The sequence below is a fragment of the Candidatus Cloacimonadota bacterium genome, assembly GCA_012516855.1.
Taxonomy (GTDB): Bacteria; Cloacimonadota; Cloacimonadia; order Cloacimonadales; family Cloacimonadaceae; genus Syntrophosphaera.
Map to the genome: position 1 here is coordinate 40,247 of JAAYWB010000071.1, position 18,078 is coordinate 58,324.

15 protein-coding genes and 1 pseudogene are annotated in these 18,078 nt (G+C 55.6%); 6 read left to right on the plus strand and 10 right to left on the minus strand.

Going from position 1 to position 18,078, the window contains the following annotated elements; all coding sequences use genetic code 11:
* Positions 1-4: 4 nt before the first annotated feature.
* Positions 5-601: a PASTA domain-containing protein gene (locus tag GX466_07515; protein ID NLH94048.1), complete on the plus strand. Its 597-nt coding sequence runs from the start codon at positions 5-7 to the stop codon at positions 599-601.
* A gap of 256 nt (positions 602-857) precedes the next feature.
* Here the strand turns inward: GX466_07515 and GX466_07520 are convergent, their stop codons facing one another.
* Positions 858-1,592: a prepilin peptidase gene (locus GX466_07520; GenBank protein NLH94049.1), complete on the minus strand. Its 735-nt coding sequence runs from the start codon at positions 1,590-1,592 to the stop codon at positions 858-860.
* Between the two features lie 117 nt (positions 1,593-1,709).
* Positions 1,710-2,087, minus strand: a pseudogene (locus tag GX466_07525) (hypothetical protein).
* Positions 2,088-2,686: 599 nt separating this feature from the next.
* On the opposite strand from GX466_07525, the gene GX466_07530 reads away from it, so the two are divergent.
* Positions 2,687-3,169: a flavin reductase family protein gene (locus tag GX466_07530; protein ID NLH94050.1), complete on the plus strand. Its 483-nt coding sequence runs from the start codon at positions 2,687-2,689 to the stop codon at positions 3,167-3,169.
* 12 nt (positions 3,170-3,181) lie between these two features.
* Here the strand turns inward: GX466_07530 and GX466_07535 are convergent, their stop codons facing one another.
* The 6 genes from GX466_07535 to GX466_07560 form a co-directional block, all read right to left on the minus strand.
* Positions 3,182-4,951: a LysM peptidoglycan-binding domain-containing protein gene (locus tag GX466_07535; protein NLH94051.1), complete on the minus strand. Its 1,770-nt coding sequence runs from the start codon at positions 4,949-4,951 to the stop codon at positions 3,182-3,184.
* 17 nt (positions 4,952-4,968) lie between these two features.
* A complete protein-coding gene (locus GX466_07540) occupies positions 4,969-6,171 on the minus strand; it encodes a PLP-dependent aminotransferase family protein (GenBank protein NLH94052.1) in 1,203 nt (400 codons plus the stop codon).
* A 161-nt stretch (positions 6,172-6,332) separates the two neighbouring features.
* On the minus strand, positions 6,333-7,634 hold the full coding sequence (gene asnS, locus GX466_07545; GenBank protein ID NLH94053.1) for an asparagine--tRNA ligase: 1,302 nt from the start codon (positions 7,632-7,634) through the stop codon (positions 6,333-6,335).
* Positions 7,631-8,623: a Gfo/Idh/MocA family oxidoreductase gene (locus GX466_07550; GenBank protein NLH94054.1), complete on the minus strand. Its 993-nt coding sequence runs from the start codon at positions 8,621-8,623 to the stop codon at positions 7,631-7,633. The genes asnS and GX466_07550 overlap by 4 nt, the downstream gene beginning before the upstream one ends.
* 2 nt (positions 8,624-8,625) lie before the next feature.
* Positions 8,626-9,576 (minus strand): NAD-dependent epimerase/dehydratase family protein, encoded by a 951-nt coding sequence (locus tag GX466_07555; GenBank protein ID NLH94055.1) that lies wholly within the window; start codon positions 9,574-9,576, stop codon positions 8,626-8,628.
* Between the two features lie 22 nt (positions 9,577-9,598).
* Positions 9,599-10,978, minus strand: coding sequence for a hypothetical protein (locus GX466_07560; protein NLH94056.1), 1,380 nt, complete (start codon positions 10,976-10,978; stop codon positions 9,599-9,601).
* Positions 10,979-11,569: 591 nt separating this feature from the next.
* Here GX466_07560 and GX466_07565 point away from each other — a divergent pair.
* The 4 genes from GX466_07565 to sppA all read left to right on the plus strand — a co-directional run bounded on the left by GX466_07565 (position 11,570) and on the right by sppA (position 16,258).
* Positions 11,570-11,944: a GntR family transcriptional regulator gene (locus GX466_07565; GenBank protein NLH94057.1), complete on the plus strand. Its 375-nt coding sequence runs from the start codon at positions 11,570-11,572 to the stop codon at positions 11,942-11,944.
* Complete coding sequence (locus tag GX466_07570; protein NLH94058.1) at positions 11,937-12,794, plus strand: ABC transporter ATP-binding protein; 858 nt, start codon at positions 11,937-11,939, stop codon at positions 12,792-12,794. The genes GX466_07565 and GX466_07570 overlap by 8 nt, the downstream gene beginning before the upstream one ends.
* On the plus strand, positions 12,781-13,644 hold the full coding sequence (locus GX466_07575) for a hypothetical protein (GenBank protein NLH94059.1): 864 nt from the start codon (positions 12,781-12,783) through the stop codon (positions 13,642-13,644). Before GX466_07570 ends, GX466_07575 begins: the two co-directional genes overlap by 14 nt.
* Positions 13,645-13,810: 166 nt before the next feature.
* Entirely contained in the window at positions 13,811-16,258 is a 2,448-nt protein-coding gene (gene sppA / locus GX466_07580; GenBank protein ID NLH94060.1) for a signal peptide peptidase SppA, read from the plus strand.
* Between the two features lie 263 nt (positions 16,259-16,521).
* On the opposite strand, the gene GX466_07585 is transcribed toward sppA, so the two are convergent.
* Complete coding sequence (locus GX466_07585) at positions 16,522-17,004, minus strand: tRNA (cytidine(34)-2'-O)-methyltransferase (GenBank protein ID NLH94061.1); 483 nt, start codon at positions 17,002-17,004, stop codon at positions 16,522-16,524.
* Positions 17,004-18,077, minus strand: a complete 1,074-nt coding sequence (locus tag GX466_07590; protein ID NLH94062.1) for a thiamine ABC transporter substrate-binding protein — start codon at positions 18,075-18,077, stop codon at positions 17,004-17,006. Before GX466_07590 ends, GX466_07585 begins: the two co-directional genes overlap by 1 nt.
* Between the last annotated feature and the right edge of the window lies 1 nt (position 18,078).

Here is an 18,078-nt window from a genome sequence, read left to right on the forward strand (position 1 = left end):
CCAAGTGGCCAGCGAAAAAAGCAAAAAGTTTTGGCTCACGGTTGGGATCGGCGCCGGGATAATCTTTCTCTCCGCCTTCATCACCAGCCAGATCATTTTCCCCATCATCTTCCGCGAGCCCAAGCAGATCGAGGTGCCGGATCTCGTGGGCATAAGTTCCGCGGCTGCCAGGCAGACACTGAGTGCGCTTGGGCTGCATGCCGTTGTGAAGGACTCCATCTGGTCTGAAACAGAGCGCATCGACACCGTTTTGGAACAGAACCCCGCGGGCGGAGCGCTGATAAAACCGGAAGGCACAGTTTACCTGCGCGTGAGCCGGGGAACCCGAAAGGTCGGGGTGCCGTCGGTGGTTGGCCTCAGCTACCAGGAAGCTTACTACACCCTCGTTAACGCAGGCCTGAAGGGCGTTGTGGCGGATTCCCTCTATTCAGACAGCTACGCGCCAAACACGGTTATCCGCTGCATTCCGGGGGTGGGATCAAAAATCGAGCTGGGCGCGGTGGTCCGAATGTACATGAGCCGGGGTCCGGAACCCGTTATCCAGGGAGGAGCATTTGCCGACACCACGCTGCAATATGAAACTCCTTTCGAAAACTGGTAACGCCCGTGACCGCTGATTTGAACGCTCCGGGGACCCTGCGGCTGGATATTCCCCTGGATAAGCAGCGATTGTTCGGGTTTCTGTTGGATTCAGTGGAAGGCCTGGCCACACACAGCCGGGCGCAGGATTCTGAACAGCTTGAAGTCTGGATAACCGCGGGGCAGGAGCAGGCTTTTCAGGATTTCATGAGGGCTTGGGAGTCATTTCAGTCACGAAGCCGCGAGCAAGCACCTCTTTGATCAGGCTGGAATAGCGGTCAGATCAGCCCCGTTGAACGCATCAGGGTTTCGCCCGCCAGGGCCCAGATCACAGCCGCCAGGGCGATGAAGTTGCCGAAAGCGAAAGCTTGTTCCGGCTTGCGGATGAAGAGCAGGAAATAAAGAATCCCCATCAGGCAGGCGAGCAGGATCACAAAGGGGATGTGAATTACGCCGAAAAAGGCCGCCACTGCCGGAATCAGGATCACATCGCCGCCACCCAGTCCCTCTTTGTGGAACAACTTCTCCCAGCCCAGCGCCAGCAGATAGAGTAGCGCGAACAGCCCCAAGGCTGGCAGCAGGTAAACCCAAAAGAAGTCCACGAAGTTAAACCCGCTCTGGATGAAACTCAGCAGCATTCCCACAGCCACCATTGGCAACGACAGCACCAGCGGTATGATCTTGTGCATGGCGTCGATGAAAAAGATGGGGATCAGGAATCCGAACATCACGGCGAATTTCCAAAAACTGAAGCTTTCTATCCCGTAAACGAAGGACAGCGCCAAAAAAAGCAGCGGTGTGGCGATTTCCACAGCAAGGTGGTGCCAGGGGATTCTCGCGCCGCAGAACTTGCATTTGCCTTTCTGGGCCAGATAGGTGTAGATGGGGATGTTTTGCCGGGCGGGAAGCTGTTTGCCGCAGGATGTGCAGTGCGAGGGGGGATTCACAACCGATTCCCCGCGGGGGATGCGGTCGATGAGGACGTTAAAAAAGCTGCCCAGGACAGCGCCCAGGACAGCTATGATGATTGAGACAATCAGCGTCAAAAGGCCTTACCACCTTTCATACCAGGGCCGCTGGTCACTGTACCAGTTTGACGGTCCCGTGTACCAGGGTGTTCCCTGCCTGAATTCCACGGAGAGGTTCACGCTGTCCGAGGGGCGGTAGTTGAGGCGGAACTCGGGGATAACCTTGGTGTTGTTGTCGGAATTGAATTGCAGTTTGGAGGCGGAACCGTAGTTCACCAGGCTGAGGTCAAGCTCCAGGTCCAGTTTGGGATTGAAGGCGTAGTTGATGTGGTTGGTGTAGCGGGAGAGGTAATATCCGCGCCCGCTGCTGCTGGTGCCGGCTTCAAAGCCCAGGGAATGGCTCATGGAAAGTTTGTTCAGCCCAAAGAGCGGGGTGCCGCTTCCCTTGTAGGGATTAAGGTTCGGTTTGGGTATATCTATCTGTGCCAGCAAGGGCAAACTGAGCAGCAGGATCAGGATTCCGATCAGGGTCTTTTTCATTCGGATACTCCTTGTTTATTCTTCTTCGCAACAAAATAACTCACACCCCAATATCTGTCAAGTTTCTTGAAGAGCGGTTTTCTTTCAAGCGGTTATTAGCCCGGAGGGCGACAGAACACCCTCATATTCTGTCGCCCGCAAGGGGCTTTTGTTTTTTCGGGCTCCGATCCCGACGGGCTTACGCACCCTCGCTATCGTTCTGTCGCCTCTGCGAGGCATCACTGGCTGAATCCCCGAGATAAAAATGACAAGGTGGAATTATCACTATTGTTCAATTACTCACCGGGCTTGTAATCATCATATAGCCCTGCCAGCCAGGCCCTGAGCGCTCGCGTCATTTCCCCTCTCACTCCTCTCGTAAGATTCCCGTATCAAATGCGGCCATTATGCGGGAGGCGAGAATGGGGAACGGCAAAAGGCCTTAAGGACCAGCCAACATCGCGTCGGTAAGATATGCTGAATTGGGAGAGATGGAAGGCGGCAACGGCAGATTTGGAGCGGAGATTGGGGTTGTGGAAACTTTCCGCGGCGCATTGGGTTTTTCCTTGGGGGAAAACCGCCTATTATATCTTTATAATAAATAGAGAGGACCGACAAGAATGAAACAGACCGACCTGACCCAGGCCTATGGCCTGGTCCACCTTCCCGCCAAGGTGGCCCTCGCGGTCACCGAAAACCCCGGCGGAGGCTACAACCTGATCACGCTGGAGTGGTTCATGCGCACCTCCATCCAACCTCCGATGTTCGCCATTTCGGTTGGTCACACCCGGTTTTCGTATGAATGTCTGCAGGAAAACAGGTTTTTCAACCTGGTCTTCCCCTCGGCGGAGATGAAGCCGCTATGCGCCCTGGCCGGCTCCACTTCGGGCCGGGACACCGACAAGTTCAAGAAGGGCGGGGTGGAATCCATCCCCGGAAAATACCGCAGGCTGCCTGTCCCCAGAGAGGCGGTGGCGGTGTTTGAATGTGAGGTCACATCCCAGGTGAGAAGCGGTGACCACACCATCTTTGTGGGTGAAGTGCGCCAATGCTGGGCAAATGAGAGTAAAGAGCTGCTCGTCTATTCAGGAAAGGAGCTATAAGGAGTTGCGGTATCAGGGCTGTTGGGCGCCGAAGCTCATTTCTCCAGGGCAGGAACCCGTAACCCGCAGGTTTCCTTTGAAATCGATGTCCGCGCCAATCAGGTGCTGGGGCTGGCTGGCTTCCGTCCGGGCCGCCCAACACCAGTTTCCGGCTTCATCCAGGCGGGCTACGAAAAGCTTCCCTTCATACCGGTCAAGGAAGAAAGGTTCGCCACCGGAATCGATGTAAGGCCTGTATTTGGCCACCAGATAGAGATTCCCGGCCAGGTCGTTATCCAGAAAGAGGAGGTCCGTTCCCAGCCATTTGCGGGCCCAGAGGCATTTGCCGTCGGCGTCGAAACGCGCGTAAAACTGGGCTTTATGCCCTCCGGCGCTTAACTTCTGGCTGTCCAGGCTGAGGCTGCCGGAAAAAGTGCCCGCCACAAACAGGTCCTTCTGGCGGCCTGAGCTTATCCAATCGATGGAAACGTCCGTTCCCTCCAGAGAACGGGTCCAGAGCTTTCTACCCTGGCTGTCCACCAAAGAAAGGCTTGAATTCACACTCAAAGCGCCATCGTAGATGGGGTTGGGGATGGGGTTTCCGTAATAATTGTCCGCGAACCAGGTATTGCCAGCGGCATCGGTATCGAAACACTTTCTGAAGCAATCGGTGGAAAGCTGCTGCAGGCGGCTGCCCCAGTTCCAAGTTGCGTCGGCGCTGAGACGGGAGATGAAAATGACGTTGCCGGAGCCATCGGGCTTGGAGCCGATGTTAGCGCCACCCAGCACAAGGTTGCCGGTGCTGGAGCCGGCGATGATGAAAGCGCCATCCTTGGCTAAGCTCAGTTTAAGCAGGTTTTCGGATTTAGCCCCGTTGGTCTTTTCCGCCCAAAGCCAGTTGCCAGCGGAATCGAGGCCGGCAGCGAAAATGTCGGTTTCGCCGCCGGAGGCAATGCCCAGGGAACCCAGGGTTAGGCTGCCACTGAAATCCCCTGCCAGGCAGAGGAGGCCGTCAGAGCCCAGGGCCAGGGCGGGCCGGGAAGCGGTTCCGGAACAGCTTGCCCGCTTCTGCCAGAGCGGTTCTCCACCTTTGTCGAATCCGGCTAGCCAGATATCGCCGCCACCCGAAGCAAGGTATTCCTGTCTATTGAGCTCGGTTTTGCCGCTGAAGGCACCCGCTACACAAACAGAGCCTGAAGACCCCACAGCCAAAGCAAGCTGCGGTTCGCCTTCATCCTTCACAAAGGCCAGGTTCTTGGCCCAGAGCCATTTTCCGGCGCTGTCCTGGCAGGCCAGCCAGGTATCCGTAAGGCCGCTGGGGGCGGTTCGTGCCTGCAGGGTGATTTGCCCGAATTCCGTCTTTTGGGAGAAAACCCCGGCGTAGTAACGGTTTCCGGCCGCGTCTTCAGCGTGCAGGGCGTTGGCCGGTAGCCGGCGGATGTTCAGCCAGTTGCCCTCGGCATCTATGCTGGCGGTGAACATGGGAATGTTCGCGTCGGCTTCAAGCTTTGCCCCGGCGGCAAATCCGCTTTGGGGTTCCGGCTGGGCCACTATCGCCGCGTAGCGGTCCACTTCCTTGATCTTGAGCACCTGGTTGAGGCTGATGGTGTTATCGCGCAGGTTGTTCAGGGCCTTGATGTCCTCTATGCTAACGCCGTAGCGCTTGCTAATGTTGTAAAGGGTGTCGCCGGAAACCACGCGGTGGGTGAGCATCTCCGCAACCAATGACGCAGGCAGCAAGGCAAGCAGCGCCAGTAGGTTGATGAGCATCCGCCGCGTGGCCGGGAACTTATCCATTCTCATGGACAAACATAGATATATTAAGCCAGCAGTTCAGCCAGGCGCCGGATGCCTGTTTCTATCTGCTCCGGAGTGGCGAAGCTGTAATTAAGCCGCAGGGTGTTGAAGCGTTCCTGCCCCTCGGGATAGAACTTGGAGCCGGGGATGAAGGAAACCTTGTTCTGGGCGGCCTTGACGAACAGCTCATCGGCGTTGACTTGTTCGGGGAGGGTCATCCAGAGGAAAATGCCGCCCTTGGGCTTGGTCCAGCTCACGCTGGGAGGCATGAAGGCTTCGAGGTCGGAAAGCATTTTAGCCAGATAGGGCGCATAGAAAGCGCGGATGCTTTCGATGTGGGGGTCCATCAGGCCCTGCTCCAAAAAGCGGGCGACAACCCTCTGGGCAACGCAATCCGGGGTGATGTTCACCTTTTGCTGCCAGGATACCATTTTCGTGATCAGGTCTTTGTCTCCTTTGGCAAAGGCGATGCGCATTCCTGGGCCGAGAATCTTCGAGAAAGACACAATTTCCGTAACGATGGAAGTTCCGCTGAATTCCTCATGGGCCAGGCGGTAAAAGGTGGGCAGAGGCTCACCGCTGTATCTGAGGCGGGAATAGGGGTTGTCTTCAACGATGGGGATTTCGTTGGCCAGGCAGAAACGGATGAGTTCCCGCCGCCGCTCGATGCTGTAGCTGATGCCGCCGGGATTGTGGAAATCCGGGATGATGTAGAGGAACTTGATTTTTTTGCCTTGCTGGCGAAGGGCGCGGACCTTTGCGTCCATCTGTTTCATGATGATGCCGTCATTGTCAAAGGGGACGGTCTGGCAATCTGCTCCCAGGGCGTCAAAGGCCACCAGCGAGCCCAAAAAGGTGGGGGCTTCGCAGAGGACCACATCGCCGGGATCGACCAGGGTTTTGCCGTAATAGTAAAGGGCGTTGGTGGCGCCCACGGTGATGATCATCTCGTCCGGGCTGAGGTCATAGCCCTCCCATTTCATGAGCTGCTGCTTGAGCAGGGTGTCGCCTTCGCTAGCGCCGTATTGCAGCACGTCGCGGCCTTCATTTTGGACCACATCGCTGAATATTTCCGACAGTTGGGCGTAGGGAAAGGTTTTGGGGGAGGGAAAGCCTCCGGCGAAAGAGATCAGGTTGGGAATGTTCTTGGTGGAGGCCACCAGTTCACGGATGAGCGAGGATTTCATCGCTTTTGTCACCTTGGAGAAGGTATTGGTGTAGTTCATCCTAATTACTCCATTTATCTGTTTATTTAATATCATTCATCAGGCTGGAGAATATCCGTCGCACCAGCTTTCGGGATGGGAGCCACGCAGGAGTTTTGCTTCAGCAAAAAAACCACGGGCTTTGGCCAGCGGCGGGGCCGGCCACTCCAAAACGTTATAAATCAGGGATATATCCGGTATATCATCCTGGGGAAAGGTATTGTCTCGCGGATGTGGTGAACGCCGCTCATCCAGGCGACCACGCGTTCTAAACCCACTCCAAAACCGCTGTGGGGCACGCTGCCGTATTTACGCAGGTCCAGAAACCACTGATAGTCTTCAATGGGCATGTTTTCGGCCTGCATCCTCCAGAGCAGGAGGTTGTGGTCGTCCTCGCGCTGCGAGCCGCCGATGATTTCTCCGAAACCTTCGGGGGCGATGAGGTCGCTGCCCAGCACCAGATCGGGGTTATGGGGATCGCGTTTCATGTAAAAAGCTTTGATTTGCCTGGGCCATTTCTCTATGAAGACAGGCACAGGCGAACCGGCGGTTAGCAAAACTTCGTCCGCGGCGCCCAAATCGCTGCCGTGTTCTATCTCGCTGCCTTGGGAGCGCAGATAATCGACGGCCTCGGTGTAGGTCATTATTTTGAAGGGGGCGTCCGCGGCCTTCAGCCCTTCCTTATCCCGCTCCAGGATGGTGAGTTCCGTGTCGCAGTCCTTCAGGATGGTGCGGATCACGTGGCGGATCAGGTCTTCCTGGATTTGCATGCTTTCTTCGTGTTCCACAAAGGCGGCCTCGGCATCCATCATCCAGAATTCCGTGAGGTGTTTGCGGGTTTTGGAGCGTTCGGCGCGGAAGACCGGGCCGAAATCGTAAACCCGGCCCAGGCTCATGATTCCCGTTTCCAGGTAAAGCTGTCCGGATTGGGAAAGATAGGCCTTGCCCTCGTCGAAATAATCCAGCTCAAAGAGGGTGGTGGTGCCTTCGCAGGCGTTGGGGGTGAGGATGGGCGAATCGAAGCGTACAAAATAGTTCCGGTTCAGCCAGTCGCAGATGGCGTAATATACCGCGTGGCGGATGCGCAGCACGGCCCACTGTTTAGAAGAACGGATCCAAAGATGGCGGTTCGAAAGCAGAAAATCGGGTCCGTGCTCTTTTTTGCCGATGGGATAATCCTCCGCCACCTGGATGGGGGTGACGGAACTGATCGCCAGCTCGAACTGCCCTTCCTTTTTCTGATGCGGCTTGGCGGTTCCGCTGATGATCACGGAGGATTCCAGGGTGAGGCGTTTGGCGGTTTCGAACATTTCCTCTCCTAGCTCTGGCTGGAAGGCCACGCACTGCACTTCGCCGGTGCCGTCGCGCAGCACGATGAAGAGCAGCTTGCCGCTGTGGCGGATGGTGCGCACCCAGCCCCGGAGGGTGATTTCTTCGCCCAAATGGGCGGCGATGTTGGCTATCAAAATGTTTTTCATGGTCATCCGTATTTGATGTTTGGTTGTTGGTTGATAACGTTGGTTATCAGCGCTGCAGCGCGCATGGCACGCAAGCCGGCCTGGCCGTCAACCACTGGTTTTGTGTTTGACAAAACGGCATCCACCCAAGCTTCCAGCTCCAAAGCCAAAGCGTCTTTGTCCTCCGGAGCCGGCTCGAGGCTTTGGGTTTCCACCAGTTCTTCAGGCTTCACCGCTTCATCGCTACGCAGCATTTGCCGCAAAAGGTTTTCGGCTGCTTCGCTGCGCCGCACCACGCCGCCCCGTTTTGCGATGAGGTCCAGCGAGATATAGGCGTCTTTCTGGAAGAAGCGCAACCGGCGTTCCTGTTTGAGCGATACGCGGGACGAGGTGACGTTGGCAACAGTGCCGCAGGCGAATTCCAGTCTGGCGTTGGCGATGTCCAGGGTGGGGGTGAGGATGCCGGCCCCGTTGGCTCGAACCGCTGAGAGCGGGCTGTTTACGAAATCCAGGATGAGGTCTATATCGTGGATCATCAGGTCCAGTACCACCGAAACGTCGGTGCCGCGGGGCCGGAAACTTGATATCCGCGTGGATTCTATGAAGAGCGGCGAGCTGATGTGCCGTTCGGCGGCAAGGATAATAGGGTTGAAGCGTTCGATGTGGCCCACCTGGATGCTCAGGCCCAGCTTATCCGCCAGTTCCGCCACTTCCTCTGCCTGCTTCAGTTCGGCGCAGAGCGGTTTTTCCACGAACACAGGCTTTCCCGTATGCAACGCGGTTTTGGCCAGTTCATAGTGTGCGCTGGTGGTGGCGACGATATCCACGGCGTCACAGGCAGCCAGAAGCTCTGCGTAACTGCCAAAGGCTTTTACGCCGAAATCCCTGGCGGCTTCCTGGTTGCGTACGGGATCGATGTCATAAACCCCGGCCAGCGCGCAGCGTGGATCAGAGAGGATCTTGCCGGCGTGGAAACGTCCCAGACGGCCAACGCCGGCAATACCTATTTGAAGCATGTTTATCCGAGTCGTTTGGACAGGATTTCCAGCATGTCCTTGGTCATTTTGGGCAAGTCGTATTCAGGTTTCCAGCCCCATTCCTCCTGCGCGGCGCTGTGATCCATGGAGTTCGGCCAGCTATTGGCGATGGCTTGTTTCACGGGGTCGACTTCATATTCCATGTGGAATTCGGGAATGTGTTTCTTGATTTCGGCGGCAATCATTTCTGGATCGAAGCTCATGGCGGAGACGTTGAAGCAGTTGCGGTGCTTCAGTTTGGCGGGATCGGCTTCCATCAGCTCCACCAGGGCGCGCAGGGCGTCCGGCATGTACATCATGTCCAAAAAAGTCCCGGCGCTCAGATTGCACTTGTAGCTTTTGTTTTTGATCGCTTCGTAATAGATTTCCACGGCGTAGTCGGTGGTTCCGCCGCCGGGCAGAGTCACGTTCGAGATTATGCCCGGGTAGCGCAGGCCGCGGGTATCCACACCGTATTTAACATGGTAATAGTCGCCCAGAAGCTCTGCTGCCACCTTGGAGATACCGTAAATGGTGGTGGGACGCATCAGCGTGTCCTGGGGCGTGTTGTCCATCGGGGTGCTGAGCCCGAAAGCGCCTATCGAGGAGGGTAAAAACACTGCAGCGCCCATTTCCTTGGCAACTTCCAGCGAGTTTATCATGCTATCCATGTTTATTTTCCAGGCAAGGGTCGGTTTGTTTTCACCCACGGCGGACAGTACTGCCACCAGGTTGATGATGGTGTCGATGTTGTATCTTTTCACCACTTCGAACATCTTTTCCGCTTCCAGGGCGTCCATGTTTTCGCATGGGCCGCCTTCCATGATTTCAGGGATGAGGGGGGTTCTGCGGTAGGTGGCCACGACGTTCGGGCCTCCGTAGATCTTTCTCAGGTAGGGAACCAGTTCCGATCCTATCTGACCGGCTGCTCCGAGGACAAGGATGTTTTTCATTTACGTCTCCATCAGTTTTATTCTATTTGAAACTCTCTTTTTTGTTCCGGCCGGATTTGTCAATGCTTTTCGGGCTTGCCGCCGGCTCGAAGGGTCCGCTTGAACGCCTGGCATTCTGAATGCCCTGTCGGCCCACGTAAGTTCGCACCCTGGCCACGATTTCGTCGCTGAGCTTGTTCAGGGCGACATTGACCATGTCCATTTCTGCGGGGGGAAAAGGCTCTTCCCTGCGGATGAGGGCCAGCGCTTCGGCTGAAAGCACCCGCTCGTCGCCACCATTCACAACCCTGCCCCAAACGTCCGTCCAGGGATATTCAGCGGTCACAGTGTCGCCGGTTTTGGCCACACCGGTTTTCACGTCAACCAGGGTGAAAGAGGCAGTAATGCGCACGGAGGCGGTCTTGGTATATCTCCTGTAAACGCAGGTCACATCTTCTTTCACCTTTCGCTGGCGCTTCTTGCCTTTGTCCGTGATGTATGTTTCCTTTCCGGTTACAATGTTCTTGGTTTCCCTCAGCTCCAGTTCGCTGGTTCTTTCGGGCACGTAATTAACTTGGATGATTTTGCCTATCATGATTTCATGCGCGCCCTGCAACCGGCTAAAATCGTTTCCGGAATTCGGGATTTGGCTGTTGCCGTACTGCTGTTCGGTGAGTACGATATTTATCTGGTCGCGGCTCACGATGTCCCAGTATTCGCTCACTGTCTTGTCCTGCACCAGCTTGGAAATCAGGGTGTCGGTGAGCAGGTCGATCAGACCGCCGTATTTATCCCGGGTGCCTGATTTGTCTTCAAAAGGGGAGATGGCCACCCGTTTGGTGGAAAACTGCCGGGAGTGTGTGTAAAGCTGGGGCGCGTCGCGGTAATCGGGAACGTAGTTCAACGTGGCCTGAAGCTCTTTAACAGCATTTCTGTGAATGTCGGGGTTGTCGCCTTGCTCAAGAAAATCCAGGGCTTTTTGATAGTGGAATTCCGCTGCGGTGAACTTGCATTGGTCGAGCTTTTCCTGGTAACCGCGGTTCTCAAAATTGTATTTCTCGCCTGTTTTGGGGTTCACCAACGGATTAAGGCTGTTTACCATATTTTCATATTCGGCCAGCCGCGTGTATTCCTCCACGTTGCTGTCCCATTTTACCTCAGGAGGAGCTTCGCCCAGTTCCAGCAGCCGCTGTTCGACTTCTTTCACCAAGCGGGGATAGGTCTTTTTGATCAGCTTTTGGGCTTTGTAATAGTCCGGTTTTTGCCGCAAAAGCTCAACGCTGCTGTTCAGGGAGGCTTCCAGCTCGCCGTGCCGGTATTCCCGGGCGGCCTTTCTGTAAAGGCTCCTGTTCTTACTGCAGGCCAGGGTAAGCAGCATTAGCGCGAGCAGGCTGGCTGTCAGTATTCGTTTGAGCAGCGTCAATATTCCTCCAGATCGTTTATGAAAATAGGTTATCTTTGCCAAAAGCCACGCCTTGGCCGCCTTGTCAAGAAAAAGTTGCGCCGCTCCAAGAGGTCTATTTTTTAGATTGTATGGCCTCGCCCCAACGCAGGTTTCCGCTCTGCCAGCACAGACGGCATCCGGTTCTTTTACTGCTTCCCGGAACAAGTCCGCGATGGCGAAAGTGGAGAAATCCCGGGGGCAAGAAGGGTGAATCGGTGAATTTAGAGAATCATTAAAAAAGGCCACCCGGGGTACAGGGTGGTCATCCCGGTCCCGACATCAGCTTATGTCAACATCTATCAGGACAGGGTTAAGAGTGTATTTGAGCCTTCCTTTTTGAGGTATCTTACTTCTCCATAGCATATCAGCTTATCCCATCGGAAAAATGGGATAAAGTGAAAGAGTGGCGTTGCGCACCTACCTAATTCCGAAGATATCGTATTTTATAACTACCTGCTTCAGAACGTCTTATAACAATGCCAGAAAAAGTTCTTGACAAGAATGTAGTAGTGTTATGGTTGGCTACATCACTATGGTGATACTGCAGTACATAAGGTTAAAGAGGTGGTTATGAAGATATTCAACGGCGACACGCCAATCTACCTGCAACTTCGAGCCCACATCGAGGAGCTGATCCTGGAGGGGACTCTGGCCGAAGAGGCACAGATCCACTCCCAAAGGGTGATGGCTAGCGAGTATGGGCTGAATCCCATCACGGTGGGCAACGCCCTCAGCCTTCTGGTGGACGAAGGCGTGCTGGAAAAGAAGCGGGGAGTGGGGATGTTTGTGGCCCTGGGCGCGCGGGAGAAGATCATCAACGCCCGCAGCAAGGATTTCATCACGGACAGCCTGGAGCCGGTTCTGCGCAAAGCCCGGCAATTGGAGCTGCCCAAAGCGTTAATAACGCAAAGCTTGAACAAGATATATGGAGGAAAGGATGAGTGAATTCATCTACCAAACAAGCAACCTGACGAAGTTCTACGGCAAATTCCAGGCTCTGAAAGACGTGAACCTGAGCCTGGGGCGCGGCCGGATCATCGGCTTGCTGGGCAAGAACGGAGCGGGTAAATCGACCCTGATGCGCTGCCTTTTGGGTTTTCTGAACCATAAGGGCAGCGTGAAACTGGGGGATATGGAAATCAAACACCGGGACCCCCGCGTTTTTGAAGAAGTGGCCTTCATCCCAGATGTGAGCGGATTGGACGACCGCCTCACGGTTCGCCAGACCGTCGAATACGTTCGGGGCGTGAATCCCCGCTGGAACGACAGCCGCGCCCAAAAGCTTCTGTCAGTCAGCAATCTGCCCCCGAAATTCAAGGTGGGCAAACTCTCCAAAGGCATGAAGACCAAACTCTACCTGCTTATCACCCTCTCGCTGGACGTGAGCTTTCTGATGCTCGACGAACCTACGCTGGGACTGGACATTGCCTTTCGCAAGGAATTTTTCGACACCATCCTGGGCGAGTTCTTCGACGAGAGCAAGACCATCCTCATCTCTACTCATCAGGCGGAGGAGGTGGAGCATTTGCTGCAGGAAGTAATCTTCATCGACCACGGGCAAATCCTGCTTCACGAAGAGATGGAAAGCCTGAAAAGCCGGCTGCGGGTGGTTACCCTGCCTAGTGACCGGGAAGCTGAAATCATGGCACACAAGCCCCGCCTCATCGCACGCACCCTGGGCACTGTGAGCGCCGTTCTAGACGCGGAAGTGGAGATTTCCGGAGCCAGTTACGGCCGGGCCAATCTCACGGACCTTTTCCTTTCAATTGTGGGAGGTACAGATGAAACAGTGTAAAGCGCTGCTCAAAAAAGAATGGGACACGAACTGGTTCATGACACTGATTCCGCTGTGGGCAACCTGCATCGTGTATATCACCGCCCTGATCGGCTGGATAATCAGTCTGATCCGGGGATACAGCCTGGGTGCCATGGTGAACTCGGGAGAAATACTCACCGGATATAGCGACTTAGTTCTTTATGGTTTGACTTCGGCTATAACGATCATGCTGGGCTTTGTTTCCGCGATCAGCGCTGTTGTTTTGGCGTACAACGTGATCAACGGCGGCTATAAAAACCGCTGTGAGATTTTCAATTTTTCCCAGCCGGTGTCTTTCCTGAAGATAGCCGGCAGCAAATTCCTGCTGGTGAGCCTGGTGACGATACTGCTGTATGGACTGCTATCGCTGCTTAACGCCGTGGTGTTCACCCTGATTTACAGCAATTCCGTTTCGGCGGGCTTTCGGTATGGCCTGACAGGCTGGCTGCAGACATTTCTTGGCACCAGCCTCAGCATCCTGTTCCTGGGTTCTCTAGCCTGGCTGTTCGCTGGAGTGTACAAGCGAAAATCCCTCCCGCTGGGCTTTCTGACGCTGCTGGCCATCGAAGTGGTGATCGGCGTTCTGAACTACACCACGGGCTGGCATATCCCCTCGCTGTTTGAGTTTCTGGGCAGGATGATCGCGCTGGAAGTGAAGAGCTATCCTAGCTGTCCTCCCATGAACGAGTTGCAGGCACTGGATATGCAAGCTGCGATTAACAAGGTCTGGAACTCGCTTCTTTCCTGGAATTCCGTCCTTAAGCTGGCCCTCAGCGCGGTTTTCGTGGTGGCAGGGGCCTGGTTTTACAAATCCAGGGAGTTAAGTTAAGATGTTTTGCATTGACAAAATTACCACGATTGAAAATGAAAGGATATGGCTTGGGGATGGAACCCAGGTTGTAAAACCGGATTCCGGACAGACCCGCCCAAAGCGGGGAAGACAATCTGGAAGCGGCCGGAAACACTCAAATCATTCTGTTCACCTAGGAGGAAGAATGAAGCATATTCTGTGGAGCCTTTTGCTCCTTATCTCACTACCGGCGTTGATCAACGCCCAAACCCCTGCCTGGAACGAGCTCGACCTCACCGGGATGGATTATCCCAGCGCCAGCATCGACAACCTCTTCGTCCCGCTGGCCAACCCCTCCCTGCTGTGCACAGGCCACGCCAGCGGACTTGGCTGGGCACAAACTCTCGACGACTGGAAATTACGCCGCCACTACTGGCTTTTCGCCAATATGGACAACCTTAGCTACACCCTTGAATACACCAGGGATGCGGCAGACAGCCCGATGAATTACCACACCCTGGCCCTGGGTAGCAAAGTGCTGCCAAACAGTATTCTGCCCAACCTCTACATAGGAACTCATTACCGTTGGAAAAACGGAAACATCGGCCGGGGCGACTGGCGCAGCGCCCTAACCTACAGGCCCCACGGCTCCACCTCGCTGGCTTTCAGGCTGGACAACCCCTACAAGGAATCCCCTGCCTATCACGCCGGCGCGGCTTTGCGGCCCCTGGCTTTTGTGAATGGGATCAGGGAAGAAAGGCTGGAACTGAGCGCGGACATCGACTATGACAAAGACGACGGCGGCTACGGATTCAACGACTTCGTTATCGGCGCCCACACCAGACTTTTGGATGGCTTGAACATCGGAGCTTCCTACAATCTGGACAAGAAAACTGCCTGGATGAACTTCAGCCTCAGCTTCGGCAAGGTTGATGTTGGCGCTGTCGCCACCAGCAAAAATAGAGTACCTTACATCCATTTCTCGGACAACCTCTTCCGCCCCTTCCTGGGCCTGCGCGGGAAAAACTGGTACGAAATGAAGTTGGAAGGGAAAATCAAGACCTACACCGAGCCGAAATTTAAAATCGGCAAGATAAGGATAATGGATAACCAGAACAAGGGCATCGAAAGCCTGATAGCCGACATCAACCGGGCCAAGGAAGACCCCTCCGTGCACGGCATCCTGCTGAAAAACCCCTCCTTCTCCACTTCCTTCGCCCTTTTGCAGGAACTCACGGACGCTTTCCGGGATTTCAAGTCCGGAGGCAAAAAAATCACCTTCTACTATGACAATATCGGCAATTCAGGCTACATGTTCGCCTCCTCCATAGCTGACGCCATCTATCTTAATCCACAGGGAGTGGTGGATTTGCGTGGCCTTTCCGCCTCCAGCCCCTATTTCAAGGAGTTGCTGGACACTCTGGGGGTGGAGGTGATGAACTTTCGCAGCCACAAATACAAAAACGCCGGAAACGTGTTTTCCGAAACCGAAATGACCGAGGCCGAGCGCGAGGTTTACGATTCCCTTCTCCAGAGCATCTACGACCAGATAGTGGCCGCCATGGACGCCGGACGGGGCGACAAGTTGAAAAGCTCCGTTCAGGAAACCATCGACGCCGGCCCCTATTTTCTGGCCTCGGACGCCCTGGCGGCGGGCCTGGTGGACAAGATTATCTATGAAGACGAGCTAAAGGATATTCTGAAGGATGAATTCAGCTTTTCTGGCACCCAAAGCTGCGTTCCCGAACACATCAATTACAAATGGAGCCAGCCCCGCGAGAGCCTCATCGCGGTTATCTATGCCCAGGGCAACATCGTGATGGGCGAAGGGGAACCCGGCTCCGTGATTGCCCACGAAAACACCGTGAAGCTGATACGCGAAGCGCGCAAAAACCCCATGTATAAAGGAATTATCCTGCGCGTGGATAGCGGCGGCGGATCTGGCCAGGCCTCCGACATCATCCTGCGCGAACTCCAGCTTGCCCAAACTGAAAACAAGAAGCCGGTAGTGGTATCCATGTCCGGCATGGCGGGTTCCGGAGGCTATTACATCGCCTGCGGAGCCGACCGCATCGTGGCTCAACCCTCCACTCTCACCGGTTCCATCGGCGTTATGGGGCTCACTTTCGCCCTGCCCAGGCTCTACGACAAGATCGGCGTGAACTGGTCAACGGTGCAAAAAGGCGTCAATGCCGATTTCGGCGCCACCCACCGCTACTGGACAGAAGAAGAGAAGAGCAGGATGAGCGATTTCATTGAAGCCTATTACGAAGACTTTGTAAGAAAAGTGGACAAGGGACGCGACGGCCTGGATTACGACCAGGTGCACGCCATCGCCCAGGGGCGCGTCTGGACAGGCGAACAGGCTTTGAAGAACGGACTGGTTGACGCCCTCGGCGGACTCGACACCGCCCTTGAGGAAATGCGCAAACTAACCGGCATCAAAGGCCACATCACACTCGTGGACGCAACCTCTTCCGATGACGGAATGGAGATCAAGATGGGGGGCAATCCCTTCGGAGCATCGCTGCGCAACGACGCCCTGGACAAGTTTCTGGGAAGCTACATGCGCGTCTATGAACTCTGGCGCGATTTCGGCGACGGCGAAGTGCTGATGCTCACCCCGCTGGAAATGAGAGACATTCAGTTCTAAACTAACCCCCAAAAAGACAGGTTAACAGCCCGGGAATCTAATCCCGGGCTTTTTTTGGCTTCATGTTCCAACAGGGTGGGTGCGCCTGATCCATCCCTGCGACAGCTTTCCCTCGGAGAATTGAAGCGGTGTGGTCTGGCCGTTAAGGCCCTTTCTTCTGTCCCATAATCGCCTCCCGCACAATACCCGCATTCGATGCGGGGATTTGGCGAGGGGCGTGGGAGAGGGATGGAAAAGACCGCTAAGGGTGTGGATGGAAACACTCAACCACGGGAACCGATGGTTTGGCGCAGGGCTTCGAAGAGGACGATGGCAACGGCATTGGAGAGGTTGAGGGAACGGAGGTTGGGGCTCATGGGGATGGTGAGCGTCTGAGAGGGATGGGCATCAAGGAGGGTTTGGGGCAGGCCTCTGGATTCGGGGCCGAAAACGAGGAAATCGCCAGGCTGATAACGGGGCTCCAGATAGCTGCGGCTGGATTTTGTGGTGCAAAGCCAGATGCGGTCCGGAAGGCAGAGGCGGGGAATTTCCTCCCAATCCTTGTGCAGCCTCAGGTCCAGATGCTCCCAATAATCCAGTCCGGCCCGTTTGAGCGCTTTGTCCGTAAGCAGGAATCTGCAGGGCTGGATGATGTGGAGAATTGCTCCCGAACCCACGCAAAGCCGGCCGATATTGCCTGTGTTGGCTGGAATCTCCGGTTCATAGAGGACCACGTGCAGGTTTGCTGAAGGAAGGGGCAGCGTCATCAAAGGCCGGGCAGGGTTTTTATCAGGCGATTCCAGCTTTCCAGCCAAAGGGGCAGGTTTTGATTTGCTTCGTATCTATCCAGGCGGCTGTTGACGCTGTAAACGCTCCAGGGCAGGCGGGAAAAACCCCTCGGCAGCGGGGTGCGTCCGTTCACGGGCAGCATGGCCAGCTTGAACATCACGAACTGCTGGGCTTCCGCGGAAATCAGATGGCGCAGGAAAAGCAGGGCTGTTGTGTGGTTGGGGGCGCCCGCGCAGAGGGCAGCGCATTCAGTGTGGCGGAAAGACCCCTCTTGGGGAATCACTGCCTGGATGTGGCTTTCGGAGGGATGGAACTCACTTATCCAGGCGGGAACTGAGTTGTAGCCGATTATCAGGCCGCAATCTCCCCTCCGCAGCGCGTTCAGAGCTTCGCCGTGATCCCGGTAGAGGTGGCGGACGTTTTTGCGGAAGCTGTTCCAGAGCTGATCATAACCGCGTTCCCCAAACAGGGCCACGGTCCAGAGCAAAGAAGACCTCCCCAGCCCCGAAGTGGAGGGGTCGCAGAGTCCCATTTGGTTGTAGTAGCGGGCATCCTGAAGCTCTCCGAACGACTTGGGCGGGTCTGGATATTTGCGGGTGTCGCAGATGAAGCTGAGATTGGCCGTGGCATAGGGGATGAGGCGCTGGCCGGGGTCGCGGGGGATATCGAGGCTGACCTCAATGAGCGAAATCTCGGGCAGGGGAGCAAATGGTTTCAGGATCGAGTCGGAGAGGGCGAAAGCGCTGTCCAGCCCCAGCACGATGTCGGCATTGGCAAGGCTGTCCGAAACGCTGAGGGAATCCAGCAGCGAGACCAGGTCCGGGAAAACGACCACCTTCAGGGCGGTGTTGTTTTTGTCCGCGAAATCCTTTAGGACAACTGCCTCGAAGCCGGAGGAGCGGATGTGCTGGAGGGCAAAGATAGTCAGGGAACTGGTCGGAGCTGGCTTTTCCGCAACCGGTTCCGGTTTGGCTTTGCAGGCTCCGCAAGCCAGCATCAATGCAAGGGTGATGGCAATTAAGACCGGAAAAAGCTGGAGGGACCGCCTCACA